28 protein-coding genes are annotated in these 26,117 nt (G+C 74.3%); 9 read left to right on the top strand and 19 right to left on the bottom strand.

What is annotated here, in order from left to right; all coding sequences use genetic code 11:
* Positions 1 to 47: 47 nt before the first annotated feature.
* Positions 48 to 818: an enoyl-ACP reductase FabI gene (gene fabI / locus ABT345_RS00110; RefSeq protein WP_345082638.1), complete on the bottom strand. Its 771-nt coding sequence runs from the start codon at positions 816 to 818 to the stop codon at positions 48 to 50.
* A 5-nt stretch (positions 819 to 823) separates the two neighbouring features.
* Positions 824 to 1,528 (bottom strand): 3-oxoacyl-[acyl-carrier-protein] reductase, encoded by a 705-nt coding sequence (gene fabG, locus ABT345_RS00115; RefSeq protein WP_345082641.1) that lies wholly within the window; start codon positions 1,526 to 1,528, stop codon positions 824 to 826.
* A gap of 391 nt (positions 1,529 to 1,919) precedes the next feature.
* Here fabG and tyrS point away from each other — a divergent pair, with 391 nt between their 5' ends.
* Entirely contained in the window at positions 1,920 to 3,317 is a 1,398-nt protein-coding gene (tyrS, locus tag ABT345_RS00120) for a tyrosine--tRNA ligase (protein ID WP_345082644.1), read from the top strand.
* A gap of 100 nt (positions 3,318 to 3,417) precedes the next feature.
* Here tyrS and ABT345_RS00125 read toward each other — a convergent pair whose 3' ends face one another.
* On the bottom strand, positions 3,418 to 3,696 hold the full coding sequence (locus ABT345_RS00125; protein WP_345082647.1) for a GlsB/YeaQ/YmgE family stress response membrane protein: 279 nt from the start codon (positions 3,694 to 3,696) through the stop codon (positions 3,418 to 3,420).
* Positions 3,697 to 3,974: 278 nt separating this feature from the next.
* On the opposite strand from ABT345_RS00125, the gene ABT345_RS00130 reads away from it, so the two are divergent.
* A complete protein-coding gene (locus tag ABT345_RS00130) occupies positions 3,975 to 4,352 on the top strand; it encodes a DUF3099 domain-containing protein (RefSeq protein ID WP_345082650.1) in 378 nt (125 codons plus the stop codon).
* Between the two features lie 281 nt (positions 4,353 to 4,633).
* Positions 4,634 to 4,879 (top strand): hypothetical protein, encoded by a 246-nt coding sequence (locus tag ABT345_RS00135; RefSeq protein WP_345082653.1) that lies wholly within the window; start codon positions 4,634 to 4,636, stop codon positions 4,877 to 4,879.
* 34 nt (positions 4,880 to 4,913) lie between these two features.
* Here ABT345_RS00135 and moaA read toward each other — a convergent pair whose 3' ends face one another.
* The 5 genes from moaA to ABT345_RS00160 all read right to left on the bottom strand — a co-directional run bounded on the left by moaA (position 4,914) and on the right by ABT345_RS00160 (position 10,210).
* The gene (gene moaA / locus ABT345_RS00140) at positions 4,914 to 5,903 is read right to left on the bottom strand and encodes a GTP 3',8-cyclase MoaA (protein ID WP_345082656.1); all 990 of its coding nucleotides are present in this window, start codon (positions 5,901 to 5,903) and stop codon (positions 4,914 to 4,916) included.
* 145 nt (positions 5,904 to 6,048) lie between these two features.
* The gene (locus ABT345_RS00145; protein WP_345082658.1) at positions 6,049 to 7,683 is read right to left on the bottom strand and encodes a monocarboxylic acid transporter; all 1,635 of its coding nucleotides are present in this window, start codon (positions 7,681 to 7,683) and stop codon (positions 6,049 to 6,051) included.
* Positions 7,680 to 8,084, bottom strand: coding sequence for a DUF485 domain-containing protein (locus ABT345_RS00150; RefSeq protein ID WP_345082660.1), 405 nt, complete (start codon positions 8,082 to 8,084; stop codon positions 7,680 to 7,682). The genes ABT345_RS00145 and ABT345_RS00150 overlap by 4 nt, the downstream gene beginning before the upstream one ends.
* Before the next feature lie 393 nt (positions 8,085 to 8,477).
* Positions 8,478 to 9,206 (bottom strand): lysoplasmalogenase, encoded by a 729-nt coding sequence (locus tag ABT345_RS00155; protein WP_345082663.1) that lies wholly within the window; start codon positions 9,204 to 9,206, stop codon positions 8,478 to 8,480.
* The gene (locus ABT345_RS00160; protein ID WP_345082666.1) at positions 9,203 to 10,210 is read right to left on the bottom strand and encodes a sterol desaturase family protein; all 1,008 of its coding nucleotides are present in this window, start codon (positions 10,208 to 10,210) and stop codon (positions 9,203 to 9,205) included. Before ABT345_RS00160 ends, ABT345_RS00155 begins: the two co-directional genes overlap by 4 nt.
* Before the next feature lie 258 nt (positions 10,211 to 10,468).
* Here ABT345_RS00160 and ABT345_RS00165 point away from each other — a divergent pair, with 258 nt between their 5' ends.
* The 5 genes from ABT345_RS00165 to ABT345_RS00185 all read left to right on the top strand — a co-directional run bounded on the left by ABT345_RS00165 (position 10,469) and on the right by ABT345_RS00185 (position 15,349).
* A complete protein-coding gene (locus tag ABT345_RS00165) occupies positions 10,469 to 11,488 on the top strand; it encodes a DEDDh family exonuclease (protein ID WP_345082669.1) in 1,020 nt (339 codons plus the stop codon).
* Positions 11,489 to 11,586: 98 nt separating this feature from the next.
* On the top strand, positions 11,587 to 11,823 hold the full coding sequence (locus ABT345_RS00170) for a metallothionein (RefSeq protein WP_345082672.1): 237 nt from the start codon (positions 11,587 to 11,589) through the stop codon (positions 11,821 to 11,823).
* Positions 11,824 to 11,889: 66 nt separating this feature from the next.
* Entirely contained in the window at positions 11,890 to 12,774 is an 885-nt protein-coding gene (locus ABT345_RS00175) for an SURF1 family cytochrome oxidase biogenesis protein (RefSeq protein WP_345082675.1), read from the top strand.
* Positions 12,775 to 12,803: 29 nt separating this feature from the next.
* The gene (locus ABT345_RS00180; RefSeq protein WP_345082678.1) at positions 12,804 to 14,588 is read left to right on the top strand and encodes a glycoside hydrolase family 15 protein; all 1,785 of its coding nucleotides are present in this window, start codon (positions 12,804 to 12,806) and stop codon (positions 14,586 to 14,588) included.
* Positions 14,589 to 14,593: 5 nt separating this feature from the next.
* Positions 14,594 to 15,349 (top strand): SDR family oxidoreductase, encoded by a 756-nt coding sequence (locus tag ABT345_RS00185; RefSeq protein ID WP_345082681.1) that lies wholly within the window; start codon positions 14,594 to 14,596, stop codon positions 15,347 to 15,349.
* Between the two features lie 59 nt (positions 15,350 to 15,408).
* Here ABT345_RS00185 and amaP read toward each other — a convergent pair whose 3' ends face one another.
* The 5 genes from amaP to ABT345_RS00210 are packed head-to-tail and all read right to left on the bottom strand — an operon-like array spanning position 15,409 to position 17,766.
* Complete coding sequence (amaP, locus tag ABT345_RS00190) at positions 15,409 to 16,014, bottom strand: alkaline shock response membrane anchor protein AmaP (protein ID WP_345082684.1); 606 nt, start codon at positions 16,012 to 16,014, stop codon at positions 15,409 to 15,411.
* A 6-nt stretch (positions 16,015 to 16,020) separates the two neighbouring features.
* Entirely contained in the window at positions 16,021 to 16,638 is a 618-nt protein-coding gene (locus tag ABT345_RS00195; protein ID WP_345082687.1) for a DUF6286 domain-containing protein, read from the bottom strand.
* Positions 16,635 to 17,030 (bottom strand): Asp23/Gls24 family envelope stress response protein, encoded by a 396-nt coding sequence (locus tag ABT345_RS00200; RefSeq protein WP_345082690.1) that lies wholly within the window; start codon positions 17,028 to 17,030, stop codon positions 16,635 to 16,637. Before ABT345_RS00200 ends, ABT345_RS00195 begins: the two co-directional genes overlap by 4 nt.
* A 2-nt stretch (positions 17,031 to 17,032) precedes the next feature.
* Entirely contained in the window at positions 17,033 to 17,224 is a 192-nt protein-coding gene (locus tag ABT345_RS00205) for a hypothetical protein (RefSeq protein WP_030283085.1), read from the bottom strand.
* Positions 17,225 to 17,277: 53 nt separating this feature from the next.
* Positions 17,278 to 17,766: an Asp23/Gls24 family envelope stress response protein gene (locus ABT345_RS00210; protein WP_345082695.1), complete on the bottom strand. Its 489-nt coding sequence runs from the start codon at positions 17,764 to 17,766 to the stop codon at positions 17,278 to 17,280.
* Positions 17,767 to 17,956: 190 nt separating this feature from the next.
* Between ABT345_RS00210 and ABT345_RS00215 the strand changes: the two genes are divergently transcribed.
* The gene (locus ABT345_RS00215; protein ID WP_345082698.1) at positions 17,957 to 18,652 is read left to right on the top strand and encodes a hypothetical protein; all 696 of its coding nucleotides are present in this window, start codon (positions 17,957 to 17,959) and stop codon (positions 18,650 to 18,652) included.
* A 60-nt stretch (positions 18,653 to 18,712) separates the two neighbouring features.
* On the opposite strand, the gene ABT345_RS00220 is transcribed toward ABT345_RS00215, so the two are convergent.
* From ABT345_RS00220 to ABT345_RS00245, 6 genes are all read right to left on the bottom strand, one after another.
* Positions 18,713 to 19,492, bottom strand: a complete 780-nt coding sequence (locus ABT345_RS00220) for an enoyl-CoA hydratase/isomerase family protein (RefSeq protein ID WP_345082701.1) — start codon at positions 19,490 to 19,492, stop codon at positions 18,713 to 18,715.
* A 112-nt stretch (positions 19,493 to 19,604) separates the two neighbouring features.
* Entirely contained in the window at positions 19,605 to 19,826 is a 222-nt protein-coding gene (locus ABT345_RS00225) for a helix-turn-helix domain-containing protein (protein ID WP_030283073.1), read from the bottom strand.
* A gap of 339 nt (positions 19,827 to 20,165) precedes the next feature.
* Positions 20,166 to 21,764: a ribosomal protection-like ABC-F family protein gene (gene abc-f / locus ABT345_RS00230; protein WP_345082706.1), complete on the bottom strand. Its 1,599-nt coding sequence runs from the start codon at positions 21,762 to 21,764 to the stop codon at positions 20,166 to 20,168.
* Between the two features lie 295 nt (positions 21,765 to 22,059).
* A complete protein-coding gene (locus ABT345_RS00235) occupies positions 22,060 to 23,484 on the bottom strand; it encodes a hypothetical protein (RefSeq protein WP_345082708.1) in 1,425 nt (474 codons plus the stop codon).
* Between the two features lie 172 nt (positions 23,485 to 23,656).
* Complete coding sequence (locus tag ABT345_RS00240) at positions 23,657 to 24,784, bottom strand: alpha/beta hydrolase (protein ID WP_345082710.1); 1,128 nt, start codon at positions 24,782 to 24,784, stop codon at positions 23,657 to 23,659.
* Positions 24,785 to 24,868: 84 nt separating this feature from the next.
* Positions 24,869 to 25,564 carry a class II aldolase/adducin family protein gene (locus ABT345_RS00245; protein WP_345082712.1) on the bottom strand — a complete coding sequence of 232 codons (696 nt, stop codon included), beginning with the start codon at positions 25,562 to 25,564 and terminating at the stop codon, positions 24,869 to 24,871.
* Positions 25,565 to 26,117: the final 553 nt, after the last annotated feature.

Below are 26,117 nucleotides of genomic sequence, written 5' to 3' on the forward strand. Positions count from 1 at the left end.
CGCGTGGTCAGGGCCCGTCCGGGCGCCGGGTGGCGCGGGCGGGTGTGTCAGGCACCCATCATGTGGACGCCGCCGTCGACGTGCACGATCTCGCCGGTGGTGCGGGGGAAGAAGTCGGACAGCAGGCCGACGACGCCGCGGCCGGCGGGCTCCGGGTCGGTCAGCTCCCAGCCGATCGGGGCGCGGTGGTTCCACACGTCCGCCAGCTCCTCGAAGCCGGGGATGGACTTCGCGGCCATCGACTTGATCGGACCGGCCGAGACCAGGTTGCAGCGGATGCCCTTGGGGCCGAGGTCGCGCGCCAGGTAGCGGTTGGTGCCCTCCAGCGCCGCCTTGGCCACGCCCATCCAGTCGTACTTCGGCCAGGCGATCTGCGCGTCGAAGGTGAGGCCGACGAGCGCGCCGCCCTTCTCCATCAGCGGCAGACAGGCCATGGCCAGCGCCTTGTAGGAGTACGCGGAGACATGGACGGCGGTGCTGACGTCCTCCCAGCTCGCCTCCAGGAAGTTGAAGGCGCCCTGGGGGCCGAAGGCGATGGAGTGGACGATGCCGTCGAGGCGGGCGTCCTCGCCCTGGTGCTCGCGGATCCTGTCGGCGAGGCCGTCCAGGTGCTCCTGGTTGGTGACGTCCAGCTCGATGACCGGCGCCTCCTTGGGGAGCCGCTTGGCGATCCGCTCGACGAGGGAGAGACGGCCGAAGCCGGTGAGGATGACCTCGGCGCCCTCGTTCTGGGCGACCTTGGCGGCCTGGAACGCGATCGACGACTCGGTCAGCACGCCGGTGACCAGAATGCGCTTGCCTGCGAGGATTCCACTCATGCTGATCAGTGACCCATGCCCAATCCGCCGTCCACGGGAATGACGGCTCCGGTGATGTACGCGGCCTCGTCGGAGGCCAGGAAGCGAACCGAGGCGGCGATCTCCTCGGGCTGGGCGTAGCGCGCCAGCGGCACCTGCTTCACGATGCCCTCCCGCTGCTCGTCGGTGAGCGCACGGGTCATGTCGGTGTCGACGAACCCGGGGGCGACGACGTTGACGGTGATGTTACGGCTGCCCAGCTCCCGGGCGAGCGAACGGGCGAAGCCCACCAGGCCCGCCTTGGAGGCGGCGTAGTTCGCCTGGCCCGCGCCGCCGAGCAGGCCGACCACGGACGAGATCAGCACGACGCGTCCCTTACGGGCCCGCAGCATGCCGCGGTTGGCGCGCTTGACCACCCGGAAGGCGCCGGTGAGGTTGGTGTCGAGGACGGAGGTGAAGTCCTCCTCGGACATCCGCATCAGCAGCTGGTCGCGGGTGACGCCGGCGTTGGCCACCAGCACCTCGACCGTGCCGTGCTTCTCCTCGATCTCCTTGTACGCCTGCTCCACCTGTTCGGCGTCCGTGATGTCGCACTTCACGGCCAAGAACCCCTCGGGGGGCTCGCCAGATCGGTAGGTGATGGCGACCTTGTCGCCGGCCTCGGCGAAGGCGCGGGCAATGGCGAGGCCGATGCCGCGGTTGCCTCCGGTGACCAGAACCGAGCGGCTCACGAGATCACCCTTTCGTTTCCTGATCCGTCCTGCGTTCGGTACGAAACTATCGGTCACCGGGCCCGTACGGAGAATCGAGGCCGCACAGGGGCGGTGCGCCGTCCCTGTCGGATCCCTACAGAAACGGCCGTCCGCACCGCCTGCGGCAACCGTCGCGCCGCCCCTCCGGCGCCCCGTGCGGACGGCCGTGTGGTGGATCCCTCCAATCGTCACCCGGCGGGCGTACGAACGACGGGGCGCGCCGCCGGGCGGGCCCCGCCGCGGGGCGGGCGGCGGCGCCGGTCCCGGGCCCGCGGGGAGGCCGGTCCGGGCAGGCGAGGGCGGTGGACGGGCAGCGAATAGACTGTCGCCTCGTCCTCCCGTACGGGAACCACAACCGATCAGGAACGCCATGACACGCCTCGGCGAATCCGTCGCCCGCGCCACGACCCTGCTCTCCGCCGACCTCTCCACGGACGCCACCGTCCAGGAGTTGCTCCGCGAGACGGGCGCGCGGCGCTATCTCGACCTGACGGACCTGCCGCCGAAGGAGCAGGCGGCGCTGATCGCCGGGCGCGCGGTCGAGGTGCTGCCGGGCGTGGAGAAGCTGGCGGAGCGGATCGAGGAGCGCCGGGCCGCGGGCCGCGGTCTCCACATCAAGCTGGGTATCGACCCGACGGCGACCGATGTGCACCTGGGGCACGCGGTGCCGCTGATCGTGCTGAGCCGGTTCCAGCGGCTGGGCCACTCCGTCACGCTGATCATCGGCGACTTCACCGCGAAGATCGGTGACCCGTCGGGCCGGACCGCCGAGCGGCCGCCGCTGACCGACGAGGACATCGCGGCCAACCTCGCCACCTACCGCGAACAGGTCCGCCCGTTCTTCGACTTCGAGCACGTCAGCTTCCGGCAGAACAGCGAGTGGCTGGCGCCGTACACCTTCCCGGAGCTGCTGGCGCTGCTCTCGCAGGTCCCGGCGTCGCAGCTGCTGCAGCGCGAGGACTTCCGCAACCGGCTGGCGGCCGGTTCCGGTCTGACGATGACGGAGCTGCTGTACCCGATCGCGCAGGGCCTGGACTCGGTGGCGCTGGAGTGCGACGTCGAGCTGGGCGGCTCGGACCAGCTGCTCAACCTGCAGATGGGCCGCAAGCTGATGGAGCTGCGCGGGCAGCAGCCGCAGCTGGTCGTCACGATGCCGCTGATCGAGGGCACGGACGGCACCGGCGCCAAGATGTCGAAGTCGAAGGGGAACTACGTCGGCCTCAGCTCCCCCGCCGACGACGTCTTCGGCAAGATCATGTCGGTGCCGGACCGGCTCATGGAGCCGTACCTCAAGGCGTGGACGGAGTGGACCGACGACGAGATCACCCTCGCCCTGAAGCGGGTCGAGGAGCGGTCGCTGCACCCGATGGATCTGAAGAAGATCCTCGCGGGTGAGGTCGTGACCGCGCTCTACGGCCTGGAGGCGGCGATGGCCGCGCGCGCCGGTTTCACCGCGCAGTTCTCCAAGAAGTCGTTCACGGACGTCGGTTCGCTGCCGTCGGTGGACCTCGCGGCGCACGGCGCGGAGACCGTCGCGGCGGTGCTGACGAAGGTCCTGGAGTTCACGCCGAGCGCCTCGGCGGCCCGGCGGCTGGCGAAGCAGAACGCGCTGAAGCTGGTCGTCGAGGGTGCCGACGGACAGCAGACGGTGGTGATCGCCGAGGCGGATGCGGTGCGTCCGCTCGCCGAGGTGGTGGCCGAGGCTCCGGCCGGTGCGGGCGTGTACCTCAAGGCCGGCCGCAAGCTCGCCAAGGTCGACGGCGTCTGACGGGCCTCTCCCCCCCCCCCCGCCGCTCCGGACGGCCGGTACGCAGTGCGCGTACCGGCCGTTCGCGCGTTCCGGGGGCCCGCGGGGCCGGGCGGGCCGGTCAGGTGCGGTGGCTGCGCTTGCCGCGTACGGCGACCCAGACGCGGTCACCGATGGCGACGACGATGATCGCGCCGATCAGCTGGAGGAGGTGGCGGATCCAGTCGATGCCCCGGGTCTCGTTGACGCCGAGGCCGGTGGCGGCCCAGTTGCCCAGGACGCTGCCGATCAGACCGCAGATCACCGTCAGCCAGAGCGGGATCTGCTGCTTGCCGGGGAGGATGGCCTTGGCGATCAGCCCCAGGATCAGACCGACGATAAGGGCCCACAACCAATTCATGTCGCCTCCTGGTTCGGCGCGGGAGCGGACCGTGCCCCGCCAGTGTCACGCCGCCCCCGCCGCGCCGCACGCGGAGCCCGGGCCCGGGCGGCGCGGACCGGACTCCGGTGGCGGCCCCGGTCTCGTCGGCGGCGCGGGGGCGGCGTAACGTATCAGTGTCCGGAATCGGGGAGAATCCGGCGGGAGCCCGGTCGCGTCCGCACCGCCCCGCCCGCCCCGCGGCGCCACGGCGTCCGACGGGACACACGGACACTGGCCGGAGCAGATGGTGGAGCGGGATGCGGAAGCAGAGCAGCGGTGAGACCTTCCGGATCACGGGTGCCCGGCGGGGGCTGTCCGAGGATGTGCGCGGGCGGCAGCGGCGCTATGTGATCTCGATGTCCGTGCGGACGCTGGCCGTGGTCCTCACCGTCGTGCTGTGGAACGTCGAGCGGCCGGTGGCCGTCGCCACGCTGATCCTGGGCTTCGCGCTCCCCTACGTCGCGGTGGTCGTCGCCAACGCGGGCCGGGAGAACGTGACCTCGCTGCCGTCGACGTTCGTCGCCGCGCCGTCCCGGCCGGCGCTCGCGGCCGGTGGCAGCGGTGCGCCGGCGGCCGATCCGGGCGACGCCGCGCCGCCGTCGGACACCGCCGGCCGGGATGCCTCTACCGGCTGACCTGCGAGGGAGCCGGGACGGCGCCGTTGCGCCGCGGGCAAGCTCAAGAAAACCTCAGATCAATTCATCCGTTCCGGGGCACCTCGGCGACCGGCGCGTGACATACTGCGTACGCGCTCCGCATCCCCCGTCGGAGCGATGGACCGACGCCGGGCGGCTCCCCCCGTGGCTGCCCGGCGTCGTCCTGTATTCGCCGCCGTGGCACGGGAGTTGACGCCCTCCGGCGCCTCCCGCCCGGTGCGCCGCCACCGCCGCCGCCCTCGGAACGTAGGGTGAGAAGCGTGAACTCCCCGAACGTGCCGGACTCCGGCGACAGCGCCGTCATCTGCTCCGCGAAGGGCTGCCGTGCGCCCGCCGTGTGGGTGCTGGCCTGGAACAACCCGAAGCTGCACACGCCCGAGCGCCGTAAGACCTGGCTCGCCTGCGAGGAGCACCGGGAGCATCTGTCGCAGTTCCTCGGCGTCCGCGGATTCCTCAAGGACGTGGTGACGTTGGAGGATTGGGAGTCCGCGGACCGCGACGGCTGAGTGCGCCGCGCGGCCCGGCGGGCGGCCGCGCGGGTCAGCCGCCGATCGCGGACATGGGGCGGTCCGGCTGGAGGAAGGCCGGATCGTCCAGCCCCGACCCGGCCTTCTTGCCCCACATGGCGTGCGCCCAGATCCGCGCGAGGTCGTCGTCCGAGGCGCCCGCGCGCAGGGCGGCGCGCAGATCGGTCTCCTCGGTGGCGAACAGGCAGGTGCGTATCTGGCCGTCGGCGGTGAGGCGGGTGCGGTCGCAGGCCTGGCAGAACGGGCGGGTGACGGAGGCGATGACGCCGACGCGGTGCGGACCGCCGTCCACGATCCAGCGCTCGGCGGGGGCCGCGCCGCGCTCCTCCGCGGCCTCGGGGGTGAGGGTGAAGCGGGTGCGCAGCGAGGCGAGGATGTCCCCGGCGGTGATCATGCCGTCCCGCTGCCAGCCGTGCTGGGCGTCGAGCGGCATCTGCTCGATGAAGCGCAGCTCGTAGTCGTGCTCGACGGCCCAGGCGAGGAGGTCGGGGGCCTCGTCGTCGTTGCGGCCGGGCATCAGCACGGCGTTGATCTTGACGGGGGTGAGCCCGGCGGCGTGCGCGGCGGCCAGACCGCGCAGCACGTCGGCGTGGCGCTTGCGGCGGGTCATCGCCTGGAAGACGTCCGGGCGGAGGGTGTCCAGGGAGACGTTGACGCGGTCGAGCCCGGCGTCGCGGAGGGCCTCGGCGGTGCGCTCCAGGCCGATGCCGTTGGTCGTCAGGGACATCCGGGGGCGGTTGGCCAGGCGGGCGACGCGGTCGATGATGCCGGTCAGCCCGGGGCGCAGCAGGGGCTCGCCGCCGGTGAAGCGGACCTCGTCGATGCCGAGGCGGTCGACGGCGAGGGTGATCAGGCGGACGATCTCGTCGTCGGTGAGCAGATCGGGCTTGGCGAGCCACTGCAGGCCCTCTTCGGGCATGCAGTACGTGCACCGCAGATTGCAGCGATCCGTCACGGAAACGCGCAGGTCGGTGGCGACACGTCCGAAGGTGTCGATGAGCACGAGACCCCCTCCCCGGGTGCGGTCCTGTGGTGTTCGTCGCTCCGTCGAGCCTACGCGATGGGGGTGACAGCGAGCAGCCGCGAGGCGCACGAGGCGGGGGCGGCGGTGTCGTAGGGATCTACGATGCCGCCGCCCCCGCGGCTGGTCAGTGTGCTCCGGTGCCGGTCAGGGAGCGGACCTCCAGTTCGGCGTACTTGTCGGCGTCCGGCTTCTCGGTGGAGAGCAGGGAGCCCAGCCAGCCGAGGAGGAAGCCCAGCGGGATGGAGATCAGGCCGGGGTTCTCCAGGGGGAAGAAGGCGAAGTCGGCGGCGGGGAACATCGAGGTCTCCTTGCCGGAGACGACGGGTGAGAAGAGGACCAGGAGCACGGAGGCGGTCAGTCCGCCGTAGATGGACCAGAGGGCGCCCTGGGTGGTGAACCGCTTCCAGAAGAGGCTGTAGAGGAGGGTGGGGAGGTTGGCGGAGGCGGCGACGGCGAAGGCGAGGGCGACGAGCCCGGCGACGTTGAGGCCGCGGGCGAAGACGCCGAGGACGATGGCGACGGCGCCGATGCCGACGGTCGCCCACCGGGCCGCGCCGACCTCCTCCTTCTCGGTGGCGTTCCCCTTGCGGATCACGTTGACGTAGATGTCGTGGGCGAACGAGGAGGACGAGGCGAGGGTGAGGCCGGCGACGACGGCGAGGATGGTGGCGAAGGCGACGGCGGAGATGACGGCGAGGAGGATCGCGCCGCCGGTGGAGCCGGCGCCGCCGCCGATGACCTCGGCGAGCTGCGGGGCGGCTGTGTTGCCCGCCTTGTTGGCGGCGGTGATCTCCGCGGGCTTGATGAGGGCCGCGGCGCCGAAGCCGAGGGCGATGGTCATCAGGTAGAAGACGCCGATGATGCCGATCGCCCAGTTCACCGACTTCCGGGCGGCCTTGGCGGTGGGGACGGTGTAGAAGCGGATGAGGATGTGCGGCAGTCCGGCGGTGCCGAGGACCAGGGCGAGGCCGAGCGAGATGAAGTCGATCTTCGAGGTGGCGGTGACGCCGTATTTGAGGCCCGGCTCCAGGAAGGCGGCGCCCTTGCCGCTGTTCTCGGCGGCGGCGCCGAGCAGCGCGGAGATGTTGAAGTGGAACTTCAGCATGACGAGGAACGTGATGAGCAGCGTCCCGGCGATCAGCAGGACCGCCTTGACCATCTGCACCCAGGTGGTGCCCTTCATCCCGCCGATGGTGACGTAGAGGATCATCACGATGCCGACGAGGACGACGACGAGGATCTTGCCCGTCTCGCTGGTGATGCCGAGGAGCAGGGTGACGAGGGCGCCGGCGCCGGCCATCTGGGCGAGCAGGTAGAAGATCGAGACGACGATGGTGGAGGTCCCGGCGGCGGTGCGGACCGGGCGCTGGCGCATCCGGTAGGCGAGGACGTCGCCCATGGTGTAGCGGCCGGAGTTGCGCAGCGGTTCGGCGACCAGGAGCAGGGCGACGAGCCAGGCGACGAGGAAGCCGATGGAGTAGAGGAAGCCGTCGTAGCCGGAGAGGGCGATGGCTCCGGCGATGCCGAGGAAGGACGCGGCGGACATGTAGTCGCCGGAGATGGCGAGGCCGTTCTGGAAGCCGCTGAACTGGCGTCCCCCGGCGTAGAAGTCGTCGGCGCCGCGGGTCTGCCGGCCGGCCCACAGGGTGATGGCCAAGGTGGCGACGACGAAGAGGGCGAAGAGGCTGATGATCAGGGTGCGGTGCTCGCCCGCGCCGCCGGCGGCGAGCGGCAGGGCGAGCGGGTGCGCGGCGGTCATGCGTCGCCCTCCAGGCGGTTCTTGATGGCTTCGGCCTTCGGGTCGAGGCGCCTCGCGGCGTGGCGGGAGTACCACCAGGCGATGAGGAACGTCGTCAGGAACTGTGCGACGCCCAGGACGAGGGCGACGTTGACGTTCCCGGCGAGCTTGACCGCCATGAAGCCGCCCGCGTAGCTCGACAGCAGGACGTAGACGAGGTACCAGAGGACGAAGGCGAGGGTGAGGGGGAAGGCGAACGCGCGGTGGCCGCGGCGCAGTTCGCCGAATTCCGCGCTCCGCTGGACCTCGGCGTACGGGTGCGGGGCGCGGGCCGGGGCCGCGTCGCCGGCGGGTGGTGCGGTGGCGGCCGGGGGGCCGGGGGGTTCCTGTGGCCCGGGGCCGGTGGGCGGTGCGCTGCTCACGGATGCTCCTGACGCGTGGTCCGACGGCGGACCCGTTGGTAAAGGGGAGGTAAGTGATGTGGATCACGCATCGTAGAGGGGGTGCGGGCGCGGCGACAGGGGTTGTTCGTTGAAATTCGCACGGATAGGGGGCGCTCGGGGCGCGGCGGGCGCCGACTCGGGGCGGGCGTGAGCCCCGGCCGGTGCTGCGGCCCCGGGCCCCGCTGCCGGCGCCGGGTATCAGGGCGCCGGGCATCAGGGCGCCGCGCAGGGGGCGTTGACGGCGAGGGGGCACGCCCCGGGCGGGCGGCGTGCCGGGTGGGCGCGCGGTCGGTGCCGGTGCGGCCCGACCGGTACGGGGCCGGTGCCGGTGCGGCCCGCCCGGTGCGAGGTCGGCGGTCGGTGCCGGTGTGGTCAGACGCGGACCGGCTGCGGCCCGGTGGTGGCGGCCTGTGCCGGGTGGCCGGTGGTCCGCAACAGGCCCGCGGTCAGGGCGGCTTGGCCGGCGATGTAGGTGAGCATGACCCAGAACTGCGGGGCGGGGGCCTGGGGCCAGTCGGCGATGCCGGTGGCGATGAGGGTGTCGGAGAGCAGGAAGAGCAGCCCGCCCGCGGCGGCGAGCGGCCCGGCCCGCAGGGACCCGAAGGCCATGCCGGTCAGCAGCAGGCTGTACCCGGCGACCGGACCGCGCAGGTCCGCCGGGAGGCCGGGCCACAGCAGGGCGACGAGGACGGCCCAGGCCACGGCGTACGCCCCGGCCGCGGAGGCGGTGCGGGCGCGGGTGGGCGCGGTGCCGCGCCGGGCGAAGAGGACGAGGTAGCAGACGTGTCCGGCGGCGAACGCGGCCATGCCCAGCAGGAAGGGGAGGTCGCCGCCGATCTGCAGCAGGGTGTCGCCGCAGCAGCCGAGGAGCAGCGCACCGGCCATCAGCGGCGGCCCGCCCCGGGTGAGGGCGTACCCGGCGAGGACCGGCATCAGGGCCGGTTTGGTGGCCAGCACCGCGGCATCGGCGACGGCATGGGCGCCGCCGCCGGATCCGGTGGCGGTACGGACGAGCAGCGCGACGAGATGGACGGCGGCCAACGCGGCGAACGCGAGGAGCAGTGCGCGGGCGGCGCGGGGCCGGGGCTGCGTCGGGTTCACGCGGCACCTCTCTCGACGGTGGGCGCGGCGGGGGCGGACGGGTCGGGGGCCGGGCGGTCGGCGGGCCGGGGCGCCGCGCCACCGGTGGGTGCGGCGCCACCGGTGGATGTGGCGCCGCCGGTGGATGTCGCGCCGTTCCCGGGAGCGGCCGCGTCCGAAGCGGCCGCCCGGCGGGCCGCGGGCTGCCAGCCCGGGCCGCGGAAGATGCGGCCCGCGCGCTCGCCCCAGCCGGCGGCGGCGCGGACGTCGCGGGCGATGGCGGCGTACTCGTGGGTGGCGACGCGCAGCGGGTTGTAGGTGGCGATGTTCTTGGTGAGGCCGTAGACGGGCCGTTCGGTCTCCGGGACGAAGGAGCCGAACATCCGGTCCCAGACGATGAGGATGCCGCCGAAGTTGCGGTCCAGGTAGCCGCCCTGCGAGGCGTGGTGCACCCGGTGGTGGGAGGGCGTGTTCAGGACGAACTCCAGCGGCCGGGGCAGCGTGCCTATCCGTTCGGTGTGCACCCAGAACTGGTAGACGAGGCTGACGCCGGAGCAGAAGGCGACGGCCGCGGGGTGGACGCCGAGCACGATCATCGGCAGGTAGAACGGCCAGACCGTCCAGCTGGTCCAGGGCTGCCGCAGCGCGGTGGTGAGGTTGAACTTCCGGCTGGAGTGGTGGACGACGTGGCACGCCCACAGGACGCGGATGACGTGGTGCCCGCGGTGCGACCAGTAGTAGAAGAAGTCCTGCGCCAGGAGCATCAGCGGCAGCGTCCACCACAGCACCGGGACCCGCAGCGGGGTCAGCGCGTAGACGGCGGAGTAGATCGCCACGATCGGGATCTTCCACAGCGCGTCGAAGACGAGGCTGCCCAGGCCCATGCCGACGCTGGTGGCCGCGTCCTTGGCCTCGTAGCCCGCGGCGCCCTCGTCGGGGCGCAGCCGGTAGCTCACCACCTCGACGGCGGTGAGCAGGGCGAAGGCGGGGACGGACCACAGCACGACATCGGGAAGGTGCGGCATGTCCGGCACGATAGGCGCGGCGCCGGGGGTGCGGCTAGAGGTGGTTACCGATAAGTATGTGAGACGGGGTGTCAGTTTCCGCTTCGGGGATACCGCCGGTAACGAACCGTCGGGAAAACATCCCTCTTGATGCGCATTTGCCCGTTTCCCTTCGCAGTGGCGGCCGTTGGTCCGCCGTCCGCGCCGACGGGCAAAGTCCGGCCACCGGGGCGACGGCGGTGCGGTGGCTGTCAGTGGCGGCCCGTATCCTCAGGGACCATGCTCGAAGACCACACAGCAGCCGACCCGATCGCGCCGAGGATCGGGCAGCAGCCGGGCCCGCAGACCCCGCCGGTCCCCTGGCCGGACGCCTACCCCGAGGGGTACGCCGTGGTCGACGTCGAGACCACCGGCCTCGCCCGTGACGACCGGATCATCTCCGCCGCCGTCTACCAGCTCGACGCCCGGGGCGAGTTCCAGGACCGCTGGTACACCCTCGTCAACCCCGAGCGCGACCCCGGGCCGGTGTGGATCCACGGCCTGACCAGCGAGGTGCTGGCCGACGCACCACTCTTCCCGGAGATCGTGCCCGAGCTGTCCCGGCGCCTTGAGGGCCGCGTCCTGGTCGCCCACAACGCCATGTTCGACTGGTCGATGATCGCCCGCGAGTACGCCCGCGCCACGGCGGTCGCCCCGGTGAGCCGGCGACTGTGCACCATCGCCCTCTCCAAGGAGCTGGGCCTGCCGCTCGCCAACCACAAGCTGGAGACCCTCGCCGCCCACTACGGCGTGGTCCAGGAGCAGGCCCACCACGCGCTGGACGACGCCCGGGTGCTGGCCGAGACGTTCCGGCCCAGCCTGCGCCGCGCCGCCCGGGAGAACCTGCGGCTCCCGCTGCTCGCCTGCCAGCCGCTCACCGAGTGGTCCGACACCCCGGCGCCCCGGCAGTACCCGGGCGCCTCCTCGTACCGCCCCACCTCCTGGCGGCCCGCCCGCAAGCGCCCGGCCTGCCCGTATCCCAACCCGGGGCGGTACGAGGCCGGGGGCAAGCTGGTGCAGGGGATGCGGGTGGCGTTCTCCGGCGACACCTCCGTCGACCGGGAGCTGCTGGAGGACCGCGCGATCGAGGCCGGGCTGCACGTCGCGACGAGCCTGTCGCGCCTGACCAGCCTGCTGGTGACCAACGACCCGGACGCGCAGACCGCCAAGACCGCCAAGGCCCGCACCTTCGGCACCACCGTCATCGACGAGGCGGCCTTCATGCAGCTCCTCCAGGACGTCCGGCCCGCCTCCGGGTGACGCGGCCGCCGGCCGGCCGTGCGCCGGTCGGGTGCCGCTGCCCCGACCCGGCGCCGATGGCCTTGCCCCGCCCCGCCGCGGTCCGCACGATGCGGCGCATGACTCGTTGCGAGGTTTGCGGAAACGACTACGACCTGGCCTTCCATGTGGAGACCAAAGACGGCGCGCGGCACACGTTCGACTCCTTCGCCTGCGCCATCCACCGCATGGCGCCGATCTGCGATCACTGCCGGGTCCAGATCATCGGGCAGGGCGTCGAGGCCGAGGGGCAGTGGTTCTGCGGCGCCCACTGCGCCCGCGCCGCGGGGAAGCAGGGCATCGTCGACCGGGTGTGAGCATCGCCGCCGCCCCGGGCGGCCCCGCCGCTCGGGGGCGTGCGCCCGCCAGGTACCGTCGAAGCCGTGTACCGCTTCCTGTTGTCCCGGCAGTGGGTGATCCTCACCCTCGTGGGCCTCGTCCTGATCCCGGTCATGATCAAGCTGGGCTTCTGGCAGTTCCATCGCCATGAGCACCGGGTCGCGCAGAACCAGCTGATCGACCGCAGCCTCCACGCGAAGGCGGTACCGGTCACCGAGCTGACCTCCCCCGGACGCCCGCTGCCCCGCGCCGACATGTGGCGCACGGTCACCGCCACCGGCACCTACGACGCCGCCCACGAGGTCGTCGTCCGCCAGCGCACCGCCGCCGACGAGTCGACCATCGGCTACTACGTCCTCACCCCGCTCGACCTCGACGGCGGCCGGACGGTGCTGGTCAACCGCGGCTGGATCCCGGCCGGCGGCGACCTCACCAAGTTCCCCGACGTGCCCGCCGCGCCCCGCGGCACGGTCACCGTGACCGGCCGGATGATGGCCGACGAGACCACCGAGGGCAGCGGGATCAAGGACCGGCAGGGCCTGCCCGACCGCCAGGTCATGCTGATCAACAGCGCGCAGCAGGCGAAGGCGCTGCACCGCCCGGTCCTCGCCGGGTACATCGAGCAGACCGCGCCGAAGACCCCGCACAACACCCCCGAGCTGGTTCCGGACCCGGACTACAGCAGCATCGGCCCGCACATGGCGTACGCCGTGCAGTGGTGGCTGTTCGCCGCGGCGGTGCCGGTCGGCTGGGTCGTCCTCGCCCGCCGGGAGCGCCGGGACCAGGCGGCCGCGGCGGCAGCCGGGACGGACGCGGCGGCCCCCGGGACGGGGGCGGCCCCGGCGGACACCGACCCGGCGGACGTGAACCCGGCGGACGACGGTCCGGCGGACGCCCCTGTAGCCCGGACGGCCGCAGCCCCCGAATAGCGCCGCCGCCCGGCGGGAAAGCCCGCTGGGTGCCCCCACGCATCGAGGACTACGCGCTCATCGGCGATCTGCAGACCGCCGCGCTCGTCGGCCGCGACGGATCGATCGACTGGCTCTGCCTGCCGCGCTTCGACTCCGGCGCCTGCTTCGCCGCCCTCCTCGGCGACCGGGACAACGGCCACTGGCGGATGGCGCCCGTCCACCCCGAGGCCCGCGCCACCCGCTCCTACCGCGGCGACTCCCTCGTCCTCGACACCTTCTGGGACACCCCGGACGGCAGCGTCAAGGTCACCGACTTCATGCCGCAACGCGACCGCGCCCCCGACGTCGTCCGCATCGTCGAGGGACTGACCGGCCGCGTCCCGATGCGCGGGGTGCTGCGGCTGCGGTTCGACTACGGCCGGGTGGTGCCGTGGATGCGCCGGGCCGAGGGCTGCCGCTCCGCCGTCGCCGGTCCGGACGCCGTCTGGCTGCGCACCGATCCCCAGGTCACCACGTACGGCAAGGACTTCAGCACCCGCTCGGAGTTCACCGTCGCGCCCGGCGAGCGGTACGCCTCCGTCCTGACCTGGCACCCCTCGCACCATCCGCGCCCGCGGATCATCGACCCGTACGACGCCCTCGACTGCACCCTCGACGACTGGCACGCCTGGTCGGCGCGGTGCCGCTACACCGGACCGCACCGCGACGCCGTCCTGCGGTCGCTGATCACCCTCAAGGCGCTGACGTACGGCCCCACCGGCGGCATCGTCGCCGCGCCCACCACCTCGCTGCCCGAGGCGCTCGGCTCGGTCCGCAACTGGGACTACCGCTACTGCTGGCTGCGCGACGCCTCGCTGACCCTCACCTCGCTGATCGGCGCGGGCTATCTCGACGAGGCGGCCGCCTGGCGGGACTGGCTGCTGCGCGCGGTGGCCGGCGCCCCCGAGGACCTGCAGATCATGTACGGCGTGGCGGGCGAGCGGCGGCTGCCGGAGGCCGAGCTGCCCTGGCTGTCCGGTTTCGCCGCCTCCGCGCCCGTCCGGCTCGGCAACGCCGCCGTCGACCAGCGGCAGCTCGACGTCTACGGCGAGGTGCTGGACGCCTTCCACGGCGCCCGCGTCGCCGGGCTGCCGTCCCAGCCGCACGCCTGGAACATCCAGCGCGCGCTGGTGGAGTACCTCGCCACCACCTGGCGCGAACCGGACGAGGGCCTGTGGGAGATCCGCGGCCCGCGCCGCCACTTCGTCCACTCCAAGGTCATGGCCTGGGTCGCGGTCGACCGCGCGGTCCGCACCCTCGAAGCCGTGCCCGGGGCCCGCGGCGACCTGCGGCGCTGGCGGGAGCTGCGGGACACCATCCACCGCGAGGTCTGCGAGCGCGGCTACGACGCCACGCGGTCCACCTTCACCCAGTTCTACGGCTCCACCGCGCTGGACGCCGCGACCCTGCTCATCCCCCGCCTCGGCTTCCTGCCCGGCGACGACCCCCGCGTCATCGGCACCGTCGACGCGGTCCGCGCCTCGCTCACCCAGGACGGGCTGGTGCGCCGCTACGCCACCGGCGACAGTGCGGTCGACGGCCTCCCCGGCGACGAGGGCGCGTTCCTCGCCTGCTCCTTCTGGCTGGCCGAGGCGCTCCATCTGACGGGCCGCCGGCGCGAGGCCCGCGATCTGTTCTCCCGCCTCCTCGCGCTCCGCAACGACGTCGGGCTGCTCGCCGAGGAGTACGACCCGGCGGCCTGCCGGCAACTCGGCAACTTCCCGCAGGCGTTCAGCCACATCGGCCTGGTCGGAACCGCCTTCACACTCTTCGGCGGGCCGAGGGCAGACTAGGGCCCATGGACCTTGGACTCACCGACCGGACGTACCTCGTCACCGGAGCCACCCGCGGACTCGGCTTCGCCAGCGCCCGGGCGCTGACCGCCGACGGCGCACGCGTCGTGCTGACCGGCCGCACCGCGCAGAGCGCCACCGCGGCCGCCGCCGAACTGGGCGAACGGGCCGTGGGCGTCGCCGCCGACAACGCCGACCCCCGGACCCCGCAGCGGCTGATCGCCACCGCCCGCGAGCACTTCGGCCGCCTCGACGGCGTCCTCATCAGCGTCGGCGGCCCGCCGCCCGGCGCCGCCGCCGACCTCACCGACGACCAGTGGCGCGACAGCTTCGAGACCGTCTTCCTCGGCGCGGTCCGGCTGGCCCGCACGGTCGCCGCCGAGCTGGGCGAGGGCGGCGTCATCGGCTTCGTGCTCTCCCGCTCGGTGTACGAGCCGATCGGCGGGCTGACCATCTCCAACGGGCTGCGCCCCGGGCTCGCCGGGTTCGCCAAGTCGCTCGCCGACGAGGTCGGGCCGCGCGGCATCCGCGTCGTCGGGGTGCTGCCCGGACAGATCGCCACCGACCGGATGGCCCAGCTCGACGCGGCCTTCGGCGACCCCGAGGCCAACCGCGCCCGTAACTGCGCGACGATCCCGCTCGGCCGCTACGGCGAGCCCGACGAGTTCGGCCGCACCGCGGCGTTCCTGCTGTCGCCCGCCGCGTCGTACGTCACCGGTGTGATGGTGCCGGTGGACGGCGGGGCCATGCGGGGCTTCTGACGGCGGGACGGGGCGGCGGGCCGCACGGCTCCCGCCCCGTCCGCCCGGACCGCCCGCCCTCAGCTCACCCGCTCCGCCCGGTGCCGCACCGCCCGCAGCCGGATCTCGGCGGGCAGCCGGGGCAGCCCGGTGGCGGTGCGGGCGTCCGTCACCGCCCCGTCCGACAGGCGCAGCAGGACGGCGCCGGGGTCGGCGTGCGGGGCGAGCGCCACCACGGCGCGCAGCCGGGGCGCGGTCCGGCGGCCGCAGAGCAGCGCGTCCGCGCGCTCCACCCCGTCCAGCGCCCCCGCCTCCACCGCCACCGCGTCCTCCAGCGCCCGGCCGCGGACCGTCGCGCCCTCGCCGTCCCCGCTGTCGACGAGCAGCTGCCGCAGCCGGCGCCGCCGCAGCTGCGCCAGCAGCCACCACAGGAGCAGCAGCACCACGACGGCGAGCGCGGCGATGACGACCGGCCACCACCAGCCGCGGTCCGTGAAGCGGGTGCGGTCCGCCGCCGGCAGCAGCACCGCGTCGCGGCGCGTCCAGGGCCAGCCGTCGGGCAGCGCGAAGTGCCACGCCGACGGCAACCCGAGACCGGCGATGAGCACCGCGGCGCCGCCGCCCAGCAACGCCGCGCCGGTCAGCCCCAGCAGTACGCGGTTGACGCCGCGCCGGACCCTGCGCATCCTCGCTCACCTCTTCCTCGGGCGGCGCACGCGGACGGAACGCCGCAACGGCCGGGCCAGCCCCAGCCCGTGCATCCCCTCGCCGATCACCACGTCGAGATCCGCCCGCACCCGCTCCGGCTCCCGGAAGTGCGAAACGGCCGCCACCTTCACCTTGCGGCGCCCGGCCAACACCTTGACGGACTGGACGCCGGACACCTCCATCGCCCGGTCCCGCAGCACGAGCGCGGCGGCCGCCCGGTCGAGACCCGCCCGGACGTCCGGGGTGGTGCGGCGCATCGGCAACACCGTGCGCAGCCCGGGCGTGAGCGCCAGCACCAGCAGCCACAGGCCGATCGCCATCGCCGCCGCGGCGCCGCCCAGCACCCAGGGGTCGTCGAGCGGACGGGTGGCCAGTTCGCCGGCGAGGCGGCGGCGCCAGGCCATCGCGGGCCGGTCGGCGCGCACCGCCGCCACGTCGTAGAGCAGCAGCCCCGCCCCGGCCAGCGCGAGCAGCGCCACCACGGCGGCCGGGAGGCGGCGGGTGGACCAGAAGCGGCGCGCCCTGCCGCGGGCGGCGGGCGCGGGCGCCGGTGCCTTCTCCAGGGTCACCGTCCGCGCGTCGGCGGGTTCGCCGGCGCTCATCGCACGCGTTCCCGGTCGCGTTGGAGCGGTGAGTGCAGCCGCTCCACCTCGACCGCCACCTCGGACACCGTCATGCCGGCCAGCTCCCGCACCCGTGCGGTGACCTGACGGCGCACCTCGCCGCACCGCGCGCCGATCGCGGTGGGGTAGCCCAGCTCGACGGTGACCTGCACATGCGCCTCGCCGAACGGCAGCCGCCCGTCCCGCCGCCGGACCGTGACGGTCGCATGGGCGCCGGTGCGGGCGCCGTCGGCCGCGGCGCGCAGCGCCTCGCGGGCCGCCGCCGCGGCGATCTTCGCGACCACCCGGTCCGCGACGCGGGTGGCACCCCGCTCCCCCGGCTCCACCTCGGCGACGGCCGCCGCGCCGGGCGCCGTCGCTGCCGTCGCCACGCTCACCGCCGCCGGTCGTCGCGGGCCCGGGGCCGGAAGAAGTCCCCGGCCTCCAGGTCCCCGTCGAGGAACCGTCCGACGACGAATCCGATCGCGCCCAGCGCCGCCACCAGGACGAAGGCCCCGAAGCCGCCGAAGTACCCGGCGAATCCCAGCGCCATACCGGCCAGAAGACCGACCACGGCCATGCTCATCGTGCGCTCCTTCGCTGCCCGCTCCGGCCGAAGCCGCCGCCGGTCACGTCCGTCTACTGGAGCCGGGTCTCCGACTCCTCGTCCTCGTCCTCCTCGTCGGGCAGCTTGACGTCGCTGACCGCGATGTTGACCTCGACGACCTCCAGACCGGTCATCCGCTCCACGGCGGAGATCACGTTTTCCCGTACGTCGCGGGCCACCTCGGCGATGGCGACGCCGTACTCCACCACGATCTCCAGGTCGAGCGCGGTCTGCACCTCGCCGACCTCGGCCTTCACGCCGCGGGCGACGGGCGCGGAGCGGGAACCGCCCGGCACCCGGTCGCGGACCGCGCCGAGGGTGCGGGCCAAGCCGCTGCCCATGGCGTGGACGCCCACCACGTCCCGGGCGGCGAGCCCGGCGATCTTCTCCACCACGCCGTCGGCGATGGTGGTGCGCCCGCGGGACGCGGGATCGCCCCCGCCGCGTTTGCCGCCCGGGGCCCTGGCCTCCGTTGCCCCGCTCGTGGCGGGTTCGGTCCGGTTCCGCTGTTCGTCCGACATCGCCGATCGTCCCTTTCCGGGGGAGACGTGACCGCTCCCACCCACGCTAGGGGCGCCGGCCCGGGCCCGCCCGGCCTGCTGCGGCACCCGGGTTGCGCCACCGCGCCCCCGGCCGCACCGCGCTGCCGTACGGCCCCGGCTGCGGCAGGCTGAAGGGACAGCCGGACGACAGAGCCTTGGGGGCGGTGCGGTGGCCGCGACGGAGTGGGCGCACAGGGTGCGCCGGGAGCTGGGGTGCGGCCGGGTGCTGCCGCTGGGCGGACCGGCGGACGGCTGCTGGATCACCGAGGAGGCGGCGGCGCGGGTGCTGCGGGCCCGCGCCGCCGCCCTGCCCGGACTGCGTCTCGGCGCGCTGCGCATCGGCCTCGCGGACCACCACGGGCCGCGGCCGTCCGCACCGGCGCCGCCGAGCGCGCTGCCGCCGGGCCCGCTGCGGATCACCGCGGACCTCGCGGCAGCCCCGGACCGCCCGCTCCCGCGGGCCGCCGAGGAGCTGCGCACGGCCCTGCTGGAGACCGCCGACCGGGCGCTCGGACTGCCGGTGGCGGCGGTGGACCTCCAGGTCACCGGCGTACTCGACGCGGCCGGGACGGCGGCCCGGGAGCGCCCCGCGCCGCCGGGGCCGGGCATCGGGCTCAGCCCGCAGGAGGCGGGAGTGCCCGACCCGGTGGCCGGTGCGGTGCTGGCGGTGCCCGGCGTGGTGCGGCTCGCCGCCACGCTCGGCGGGACGTCCCGGCCGGTGCGGCAGGTGCCGGGCGGGCTGCTGGTTCAGCTGATGACCGGCCCGGGGCACCGGGCGTCGGAGGTCGCCCGGGCGGCTCGCGCGGCGGCGGGCGCGGCCGGTACCCCGGTGGCGGTGCTGGTCACGGCCGTGGACGAGGGATGAAACGGGATCGCCCGCGACGCCGTCCGGTATCCGCCGCGGCGTCGCGGGCGGCCCGCGGGGTCACTCGCCGAGGCCCGCCAGATCCCGCAGGCGACGGCCCTGGGCGGCGCGCTCGGCGGCGCGCTGCTCGTCCAGATCACGGCCGGCGGCACCGGCGAGCAGCGCCTTGGTCTCGATGACGGCGTCGCGCGGCGGCGCCAGCAGCGCGGTGACCAGGTCGGCGACCGCGGCGTCCAGCTCCTCGCCGGGAACGACGAGGTTGGCCAGGCCGATCCGGCCCGCCTCGTCGCCGTGGACGAAGCGCCCGGTGGCGCAGATCTCCAGCGCCCGGCCGTAGCCGACGAGCTGGACCAGCGGATGGGTGCCCGTCAGATCCGGCACCAGCCCCAGGCTGGTCTCGCGCATCGCGAACTGTGCGTCCTCGGCACAGACCCGCAGGTCACAGGCGAGCGCCAGCTGGAAGCCGGCGCCTATCGCATGGCCCTGGACGGCGGCGATCGACACCAGGTCGTTCCGCCGCCACCAGGTGAAAGCCTCCTGGTACGAGGCGATGAGCGCGTCCATCTCGTGCTCCGGGCCGCGCGCCATGTCGAGGAACGACGGCTCGCCGTCGAATCCCTCGGGCGTGAAGGCCTGCCGGTCGAGGCCCGCGGAGAAGGACTTGCCCTCGCCCCGCAGCACCACGACGCGGACGCTCCCCGGGAGCAGCGCGCCGGCCTCGGCCAGCGCCCGCCACATGGCGGGCGACTGGGCGTTGCGCTTGGCCGCGCCCGTGAGGGTCACCGTGGCGAGCGTGTCGTCCACGGTGAGCCGCACACCGTCCTTGTCGAGCAGAGTCATGAGAATGCCTCCGAGTCAGCCGTCGCACACCAGCGTGCGTAAGTGACTGAACGGTAACCTCCCGGTCGTCTGCCCGACCGACCGGGGGGACTACCCGTCGGAGTCGCGGTCGTCAGGCCGAGGTGGCCTTCTTGCCCCTCGTTGCTCCGCCCCGACCGCGCAGGGACACACCGGATTCGCTGAGCATCCGGTGGACGAATCCATAGGAGCGACCGGTCTCTTCGGCCAGCGCCCGGATGCTCGCTCCGGAGTCGTACTTCTTCTTCAGGTCTGCCGCGAGCTTTTCGCGCGCGGCGCCGGTCACCCGGCTGCCCTTCTTCAGAGTCTCGGCCACCCGTGCCTCCTCATGGGAAGTGCGCTCTGGACTCTCATGATCACCCCTCCTCGCGTTCCTGGCCACCCATTCGGCAAGGTCTGTGGCGAGGCGTCCGAGACCGTCCGTGTCCGGACAATCCGGCCGAGGGTCTCCGACACCTACCGAAATCACCGCACCCTCCTGTTCGATGCCGGGGAAACCGCAGGTCAGCGCGGGCGCGGCGGAAATGACGGAAGCCGGGCCACAAGGGCCCGGCTCCGTCTCGGAGGCTCGCCGGTGTACGAGCCGCTCTCACTCAGATGATGGATCACCCATCGGCCGAATGATCGATGCGCGGACCTGGTGGCCCGCCACCGGTCACGCCAGCGCGACGAGGTCCGCGTACTCCTGACCCCACAGGTCCTCGACGCCGTCCGGCAGCAGGATGATCCGCTCCGGCTCCAGGGCGTCCACCGCGCCCTCGTCGTGGGAGACGAGGACGACGGCGCCGGTGAAGGTGTGCAGCGCGCCGAGGATCTCCTCGCGGCTGGCCGGGTCGAGGTTGTTCGTCGGCTCGTCGAGCAGCAGGACGTTGGCGGACGAGACGACCAGCGTGGCCAGCGCCAGGCGGGTCTTCTCGCCGCCGGAGAGCACCCCGGCGGGCTTGTCGACGTCGTCGCCGGAGAACAGGAAGGAACCCAGCGTCTTGCGGATGGCGACGAGGTCCATGTCGGGGGCGGCGGAGCGCATGTTCTCCAGGACCGTGCGGTCCGGGTCGAGCGTCTCGTGCTCCTGCGCGTAGTAGCCGAGCTTGAGGCCGTGACCGGGGCGGACCTCGCCGGTGTCGGGGGTCTCCACCCCGGCCAGCAGCCGCAGCAGCGTGGTCTTGCCGGCGCCGTTCAGGCCCAGGATGACGACGCGGGAGCCCTTGTCGATGGCGAGGTTGACGTCGGTGAAGATCTCCAGCGAGCCGTACGACTTCGACAGGCCCTCGGCGGTGAGCGGCGTCTTGCCGCACGGCGCGGGGTCGGGGAAGCGCAGCTTGGCGACCTTGTCGGCGGCGCGGACGTCCTCAAGCCCGGCCAGCAGGCGCTCGGCGCGCTTGGCCATGTTCTGCGCGGCGACCGTCTTGGTGGCCTTGGCGCGCATCTTGTCGGCCTGCGAGTTGAGGGCCGCGGCCTTCTTCTCGGCGTTCTGCCGCTCGCGGCGGCGGCGCTTCTCGTCGGCCTCGCGCTGCTGCTGGTAGAGCTTCCAGCCCATGTTGTAGACGTCGATGGTGGCGCGGTTGGCGTCGAGGTAGAAGACCTTGTTGACGACGGTCTCGACGAGGTCGACGTCGTGGGAGATCACGATGAAGCCGCCGCGGTACGTCTTGAGGTAGTCGCGCAGCCAGACGATGGAGTCGGCGTCGAGGTGGTTGGTCGGCTCGTCGAGCAGCAGGGTGTCGGCGTCCGAGAAGAGGATCCGGGCCAGCTCGACGCGGCGGCGCTGACCGCCGGAGAGGGTGTGCAGCGGCTGGGCGAGGATCCGGTCGGGCAGGCCCAGGCTGGCGGCGATGGTGGCCGCCTCCGCCTCGGCGGCGTACCCGCCCTTGGTCAGGAACTCCGTCTCCAGGCGCTCGTACTTGCGCATCGCCTTCTCACGGGTGGCGCCCTTGCCGTTCGCCATCCGGTCCTCGTTCTCGCGCATCTTGCGCAGGACGGTGTCCAGTTCGCGGGCGGAGAGGATGCGGTCGCGGGCGAGGACGTCCATGTCGCCGGTGCGCGGGTCCTGCGGGAGGTAGCCGACCTCGCCGGAGCGGGCGACGGAACCGGCGGCGGGGATGCCCTCACCGGCCAGGACCTTGGTGAGGGTGGTCTTCCCCGCGCCGTTGCGGCCGACCAGGCCGACGCGGTCGCCCTTGGCGATGCGGAAGGAAGCGGAATCGATGAGAACGCGGGCGCCGGCGCGCAGCTCAAGGCCGGAAGCGGTGATCACGGAAAAACTCCAGGGCAGGGGTGACGGCGGATTGGACGGACGGTCCGAGAGCGGTCTACGCCGTCTAATGAACCCAGAGGAGAACTGCCATGCGGGCAGTCTAACGGTGCCGCGCAACAGCTTTTCCCGGCCGCCGCGGGGGCGGTGCCGGCGGCCCCCGGCGGACTGTGAGGCAGATCTCACGGACGTCCGCGCGAGCGGCGCGCGGGACGGGACGTGCGCTTTCGGGAGGGGCGGCCACCGGGCCCGGGCCGGTGGCGGGCCGCCGGGCCGTGGTGGTCCGGCGGCCGCCGGGTCAGACACCGCCGGTGTGCACCTGGAACGCCGCCCGGCGGACGGCCTTGGCCAGCGCCGGGTCGGGGTGCGCCGCGGCGAGCGCCACCAGGACCTGGACGGTGCGCGGATGGCCCACCGCGCGTACCTCTTCGAGCAGGCGCGGGACGGAGCCCTGGACCGCCGAGTCGAGGTGGCGGATGAGCAGTTGACTCTCGCCGTGGTCGGCGACGGCCGCGGCGGTGTCCACCCACAGCCAGGTCGACTCCTCGCGGGTGAGCACGTCGACGGCGTCCTCCGGGTCGCCGCCCTCGTGCTCGAAGAGCCACAGCAGGACGTACGGGCGCAGCGCCGCCTCGTCGGCGGCGCCGCGGACGGCGGCCTCGGCCGGGGCGCCGACGGCGCGCAGCGCCTCGAAGGCCAGCCCGCGCAGCAGGGCGTCCTCGCCGCGCGCCACGGTCAGCAGCTCCTCGACGGCCGAGCCGACCGAGCGGGCCGCGAGCCAGGCGCGGTACTCCGCGCGGGCCGGGCCCGGGGTGAGCCGGGCGCAGCCGCGGAGCATGGCGGCGGCGGTCTGCTCGATGTTGCCCGCCGGGCTCTGCGCCGCGACGCAGATCTGCTCCAGCTTGACCCACACCGACCAGTGGCCCAGCGGGGTCAGCTGCGCCTCGCGGGCGTCGCCGCCGCCGTCCGGGGCGGGGGCCGGGGCGTCGGCGGGCTCCAGTGCGCCGACGGCCGTCAGCGCGGCGAGCGCCCAGTCCAGCAGCGCGGTGAGCGGGGCCTGCGCCTCCTCCGCGTCGCCGTCCGCGGACTCGGTGCGGGGGCCGTAGGGCACCTCGCAGCGCTCGGTGCGCAGCTCGGCGACGCGCTGTTCGAGCATGTCCAGCAGCGCCTGGAGCCGTACCGGGCCGGCCGAGAGGTGGAGCAGCGACAGCAGCTGCGGGACGGCCTCGACGACCTCGCCGACGATGGCGGGGCCGGCGCCCTCCGGGGACGGCAGCGCCAGCGACCAGGCGTCGAAGAGGGCGACCCAGCCGCGGAGGGCGGCGGTGTCGTCGCGGTCCCAGGCGCGCAGCCGCCAGCCGGCGCGGGCCAGGCCGCCGTGCAGCTCGATCAGTCCGGCGAGGCGGGCGCGGTCCCAGTCGGCGCGCACCTGCGCGGCGGGCAGGCCCAGGGCCTCGGCGGCACGGTCCACGTCGGCCGCCGGGAGGGCGCCGTCGCGCCCGGCCCGTAGTCCGTCGCCGGCGCCGTCGGCCCAGTGGGCCAGCCGGGCCGCACCGGAGAGTGCGGCGCGGGCCTGGCGCGCCAGTTCCGCGGGCGGCGGGGTGCCCTCGGGCGGGCGTGGGGCCGGACGGGCGGCCCGGGTGCTCACCGCCCGGCGGGCGGCGGCAATCGGTTGCCTGGGGACGAGTCGGAGCCGGGAGTCGCGCGGAGTACGGGACGTCACAGGAGCAGTCTTGCCGCTGACGGCCCGAAAACCCAATCGGACGACAGGAAAAGGCCCGCTCAGCGGGGTTCATCCAGGCGACCCATCACGGTTGTGGGGAGTTGTCCCCCCGTACGCCCGCGCGTCGTGCTTCCTCGTACGCGCGCGCAGAAGGGGGTGTCGGCGCGGGCGGTCACATCAGCGGGGTCAGGAAGCGGCGCAGCGCCTCCTCGTAGGCGGCGGGGGCGGCGTTCCACATGGCGGCGTGCGGGGCGTGCGGCACGGGGCGGAGGGTGACGAGGTCCGGGCGGCGCGCGGCGAGGGCGCGGGAGGCGGACCAGGGGGCGAGGGTGTCGTCCGGGCCGTGGAAGAGGAGGGTGGGGACGGCGAGGGTGTCCGGGTCGACGGCGTCGCCGGGGCGGTCGACGGGGAGTCCGGTGTGGCCCTCGGCGGCGCGGACCGCGAGCGGCAGCAGGGCGCGCGGGACGTGCCGGGCGGCGGCCAGGGCCCGGACGGTGGCGTGCCGGTCGAGGACCGGCGAGTCCAGGACGAGGCCGCGGATGCGGTCGCGCATCCCGGAGCGGGCGGCGGCGCGCAGCGCCATGGTGGCCCCGGCGGACCAGCCGTGCAGGACGACGTCGCGGGCGCCGTAGCGGACGGCGTAGCGGATCGCGGCGTCCAGGTCGCGCCATTCGGAGTCGCCGAGGTGGTGGAGCCGGTCCGGGGTCTGCGGGGCGCCCGCGTCGTTGCGGTAGGCGAGGCAGAGGACCGGCAGCCGGTGGCGGTGGAGGAAGGGCATGACGACCATCGGGTGTTCGCGGGTGGTGCCGATGCCGTGCACGGCGATCACCCAGGTGTCGCGCACGCCCGGCAGGAACCATGCGGGCAGCGGCCCGAGTTCGCCGGGGACGTCGACGTCGGCGCAGGTCAGGCCGAGGGCGTCGCGGGGGTTCCCGGCGTGGACCTGGGGGGTGATGCGCACCCGGGTGCCGGGCGGGAGCGTGCCGTGGGTGATCCGCTCCAGGCGGCGGACGACGGTGTCGGCGGGGTGCGGGGCGTGCGGCACCACCGGGCCGACGATGGCGTGGCAGCCGGGGCCGGCGAGGCCGTAGGTGCCGGGGCGCAGCGACGCCAGGCTGCGGGTCAGGGTGACGGTGTCCTCGCCGGTGGCGTGGACGGTCAGGCGTGCGTCCCCGGGGAACGGCACCTGGGGGGAGGGCCGGAGGGCGACGCCCCCGGCGTACCGGCCGGCCGCCACCGCGGCCGCCCCGGCACCGATCACGGTGGTGGCGGCCGCAGCCGCCGCAGTAGCCAGGCGCACCCCTTCAGTGTGGGACGGGGTGGCGGGGGCGGCCAGCGGGCCGGGCGAGCGGGTGACGCGGCCGGCCGGGCCCGCCGCCGCGGGCTACTCCTGCGGGTGGCGTCCGTAGCCGCGGAGGCGGGTGGCGGTCTCGGCGAGGTCGGCGGTGGTCAGCAGGGACGGGGTGCGGCCGGGGACGGCGGAGGCGAGGAGCCAGACGCGGCACATCCACTCCAGTTGGGCGGTGCGGTCCAGGGCCTGGCCGAGGGTGGCGCCGTGGGCGAGCGTGCCGTGGTGGGCGAGGAGGCAGGCGGTGCGCTCGCGCAGCGCCGCGAGGGCGTGGGCGGCCAGTTCGTCGCTGCCGTAGGGGGCGTAGGGGGCGACGCGGACGGGGCCGCCGAGGGCGGCGGTCATGTAGTGGACGGGCGGGAGTTCGTCGACGAGGACGGAGACGGCGGTGGCGTGCGGGGCGTGGGTGTGGACGAGCGCGGTGGCGTCGGTGGCGCGGTAGACGGCGAGGTGCATGGGGAGTTCGCTGGTGGGCGGGAGGGTGCCCGCGCACTGCCGGCCGTCGAGGCCGACGGCGGTGAGGTCGCCGGGGCCGAGGCGGTCGTAGGGGACGCCGCTGGGGGTGACGAGGACGGTGTCGCCGACGCGGGCCGAGACGTTGCCGGAGGTGCCGACGACGAGGCCGTCGGCGACGGTGCGGCGGGCGGTGGCGACGACCTCCTCCCAGGCGGCCGCGAGCGCGTCGGCGCCGGGCCGGTCCGGGTGCGGGGCGGGAGCGCCGGTTCGGGTCACGGGTTCCTCCGGGGCGTGGGCGGGCGAACGGTCGAGGTGCCGTCACGGTACGGGCCTGGCGGTGCGGACGGGCCGGGCGGCCGGTGCGTGCGCGGACTCGTCGCCGCGGGGGCCGGCACGGCCGTCGCGGAGGCCCGTGTGCGCGGTGGTCCGGTGCGGTACGGGGCGGGCGTGTGGAAGCGCGGGGCGCGGTGCGGCGTGCGCCGCGCTCGAACAGCGGGGCACCTCGGGGGCGTGCGCGGGTGCGGGGGATCCGGCCAGGTGTTGCGGACCGGGCGGCGGCCGTGGGATCGCGCCAGGTCCGGGCGGGCGCGAGGCGGCGGACGCGCCGTTCACCAGCGGGGTGACGCACCGCGACGGGGTGGTTCGGATGCCGTGCACGCGGCGGGGAACAAGCCGGATTCGGGCCGCGCGGCGGCACATTCGAGCCACATACAGATGGGGCGCAAGTGACGTGTGAGATACCTCCTCTCGAACACTGCGGCCACGTCATTGCCGGGCCCGGCCGCGTTCACCTCCCGTTCACCCACCCTTCGTACGTTTCCGGCGTCAC

The organism is Streptomyces sp. NPDC000404 (genome assembly GCF_040300365.1).
GTDB lineage: Bacteria > Actinomycetota > Actinomycetes > Streptomycetales > Streptomycetaceae > Streptomyces > Streptomyces ramulosus.

Excerpts from the sequence above, each read along its gene's own strand:
- ABT345_RS00130 (WP_345082650.1), top strand. The coding sequence starts at position 3,975 with ATGCGGAAGCAGAGCAGCGGTGAGACCTTCCGGATCACGGGTGCCCGG.
- ABT345_RS00145 (WP_345082658.1), bottom strand. The coding sequence starts at position 7,683 with ATGACCGCCGCGCACCCGCTCGCCCTGCCGCTCGCCGCCGGCGGCGCG.
- ABT345_RS00125 (WP_345082647.1), bottom strand. The coding sequence starts at position 3,696 with ATGAATTGGTTGTGGGCCCTTATCGTCGGTCTGATCCTGGGGCTGATC.
- ABT345_RS00185 (WP_345082681.1), top strand. The coding sequence starts at position 14,594 with ATGGACCTTGGACTCACCGACCGGACGTACCTCGTCACCGGAGCCACC.
- amaP (WP_345082684.1), bottom strand. The coding sequence starts at position 16,014 with ATGCGCAGGGTCCGGCGCGGCGTCAACCGCGTACTGCTGGGGCTGACC.
- ABT345_RS00220 (WP_345082701.1), bottom strand. The coding sequence starts at position 19,492 with ATGACTCTGCTCGACAAGGACGGTGTGCGGCTCACCGTGGACGACACG.
- ABT345_RS00165 (WP_345082669.1), top strand. The coding sequence starts at position 10,469 with ATGCTCGAAGACCACACAGCAGCCGACCCGATCGCGCCGAGGATCGGG.
- ABT345_RS00160 (WP_345082666.1), bottom strand. The coding sequence starts at position 10,210 with ATGCCGCACCTTCCCGATGTCGTGCTGTGGTCCGTCCCCGCCTTCGCC.
- tyrS (WP_345082644.1), top strand. The coding sequence starts at position 1,920 with ATGACACGCCTCGGCGAATCCGTCGCCCGCGCCACGACCCTGCTCTCC.
- ABT345_RS00195 (WP_345082687.1), bottom strand. The coding sequence starts at position 16,638 with ATGAGCGCCGGCGAACCCGCCGACGCGCGGACGGTGACCCTGGAGAAG.
- ABT345_RS00170 (WP_345082672.1), top strand. The coding sequence starts at position 11,587 with ATGACTCGTTGCGAGGTTTGCGGAAACGACTACGACCTGGCCTTCCAT.
- ABT345_RS00205 (WP_030283085.1), bottom strand. The coding sequence starts at position 17,224 with ATGAGCATGGCCGTGGTCGGTCTTCTGGCCGGTATGGCGCTGGGATTC.
- fabI (WP_345082638.1), bottom strand. The coding sequence starts at position 818 with ATGAGTGGAATCCTCGCAGGCAAGCGCATTCTGGTCACCGGCGTGCTG.
- ABT345_RS00210 (WP_345082695.1), bottom strand. The coding sequence starts at position 17,766 with ATGTCGGACGAACAGCGGAACCGGACCGAACCCGCCACGAGCGGGGCA.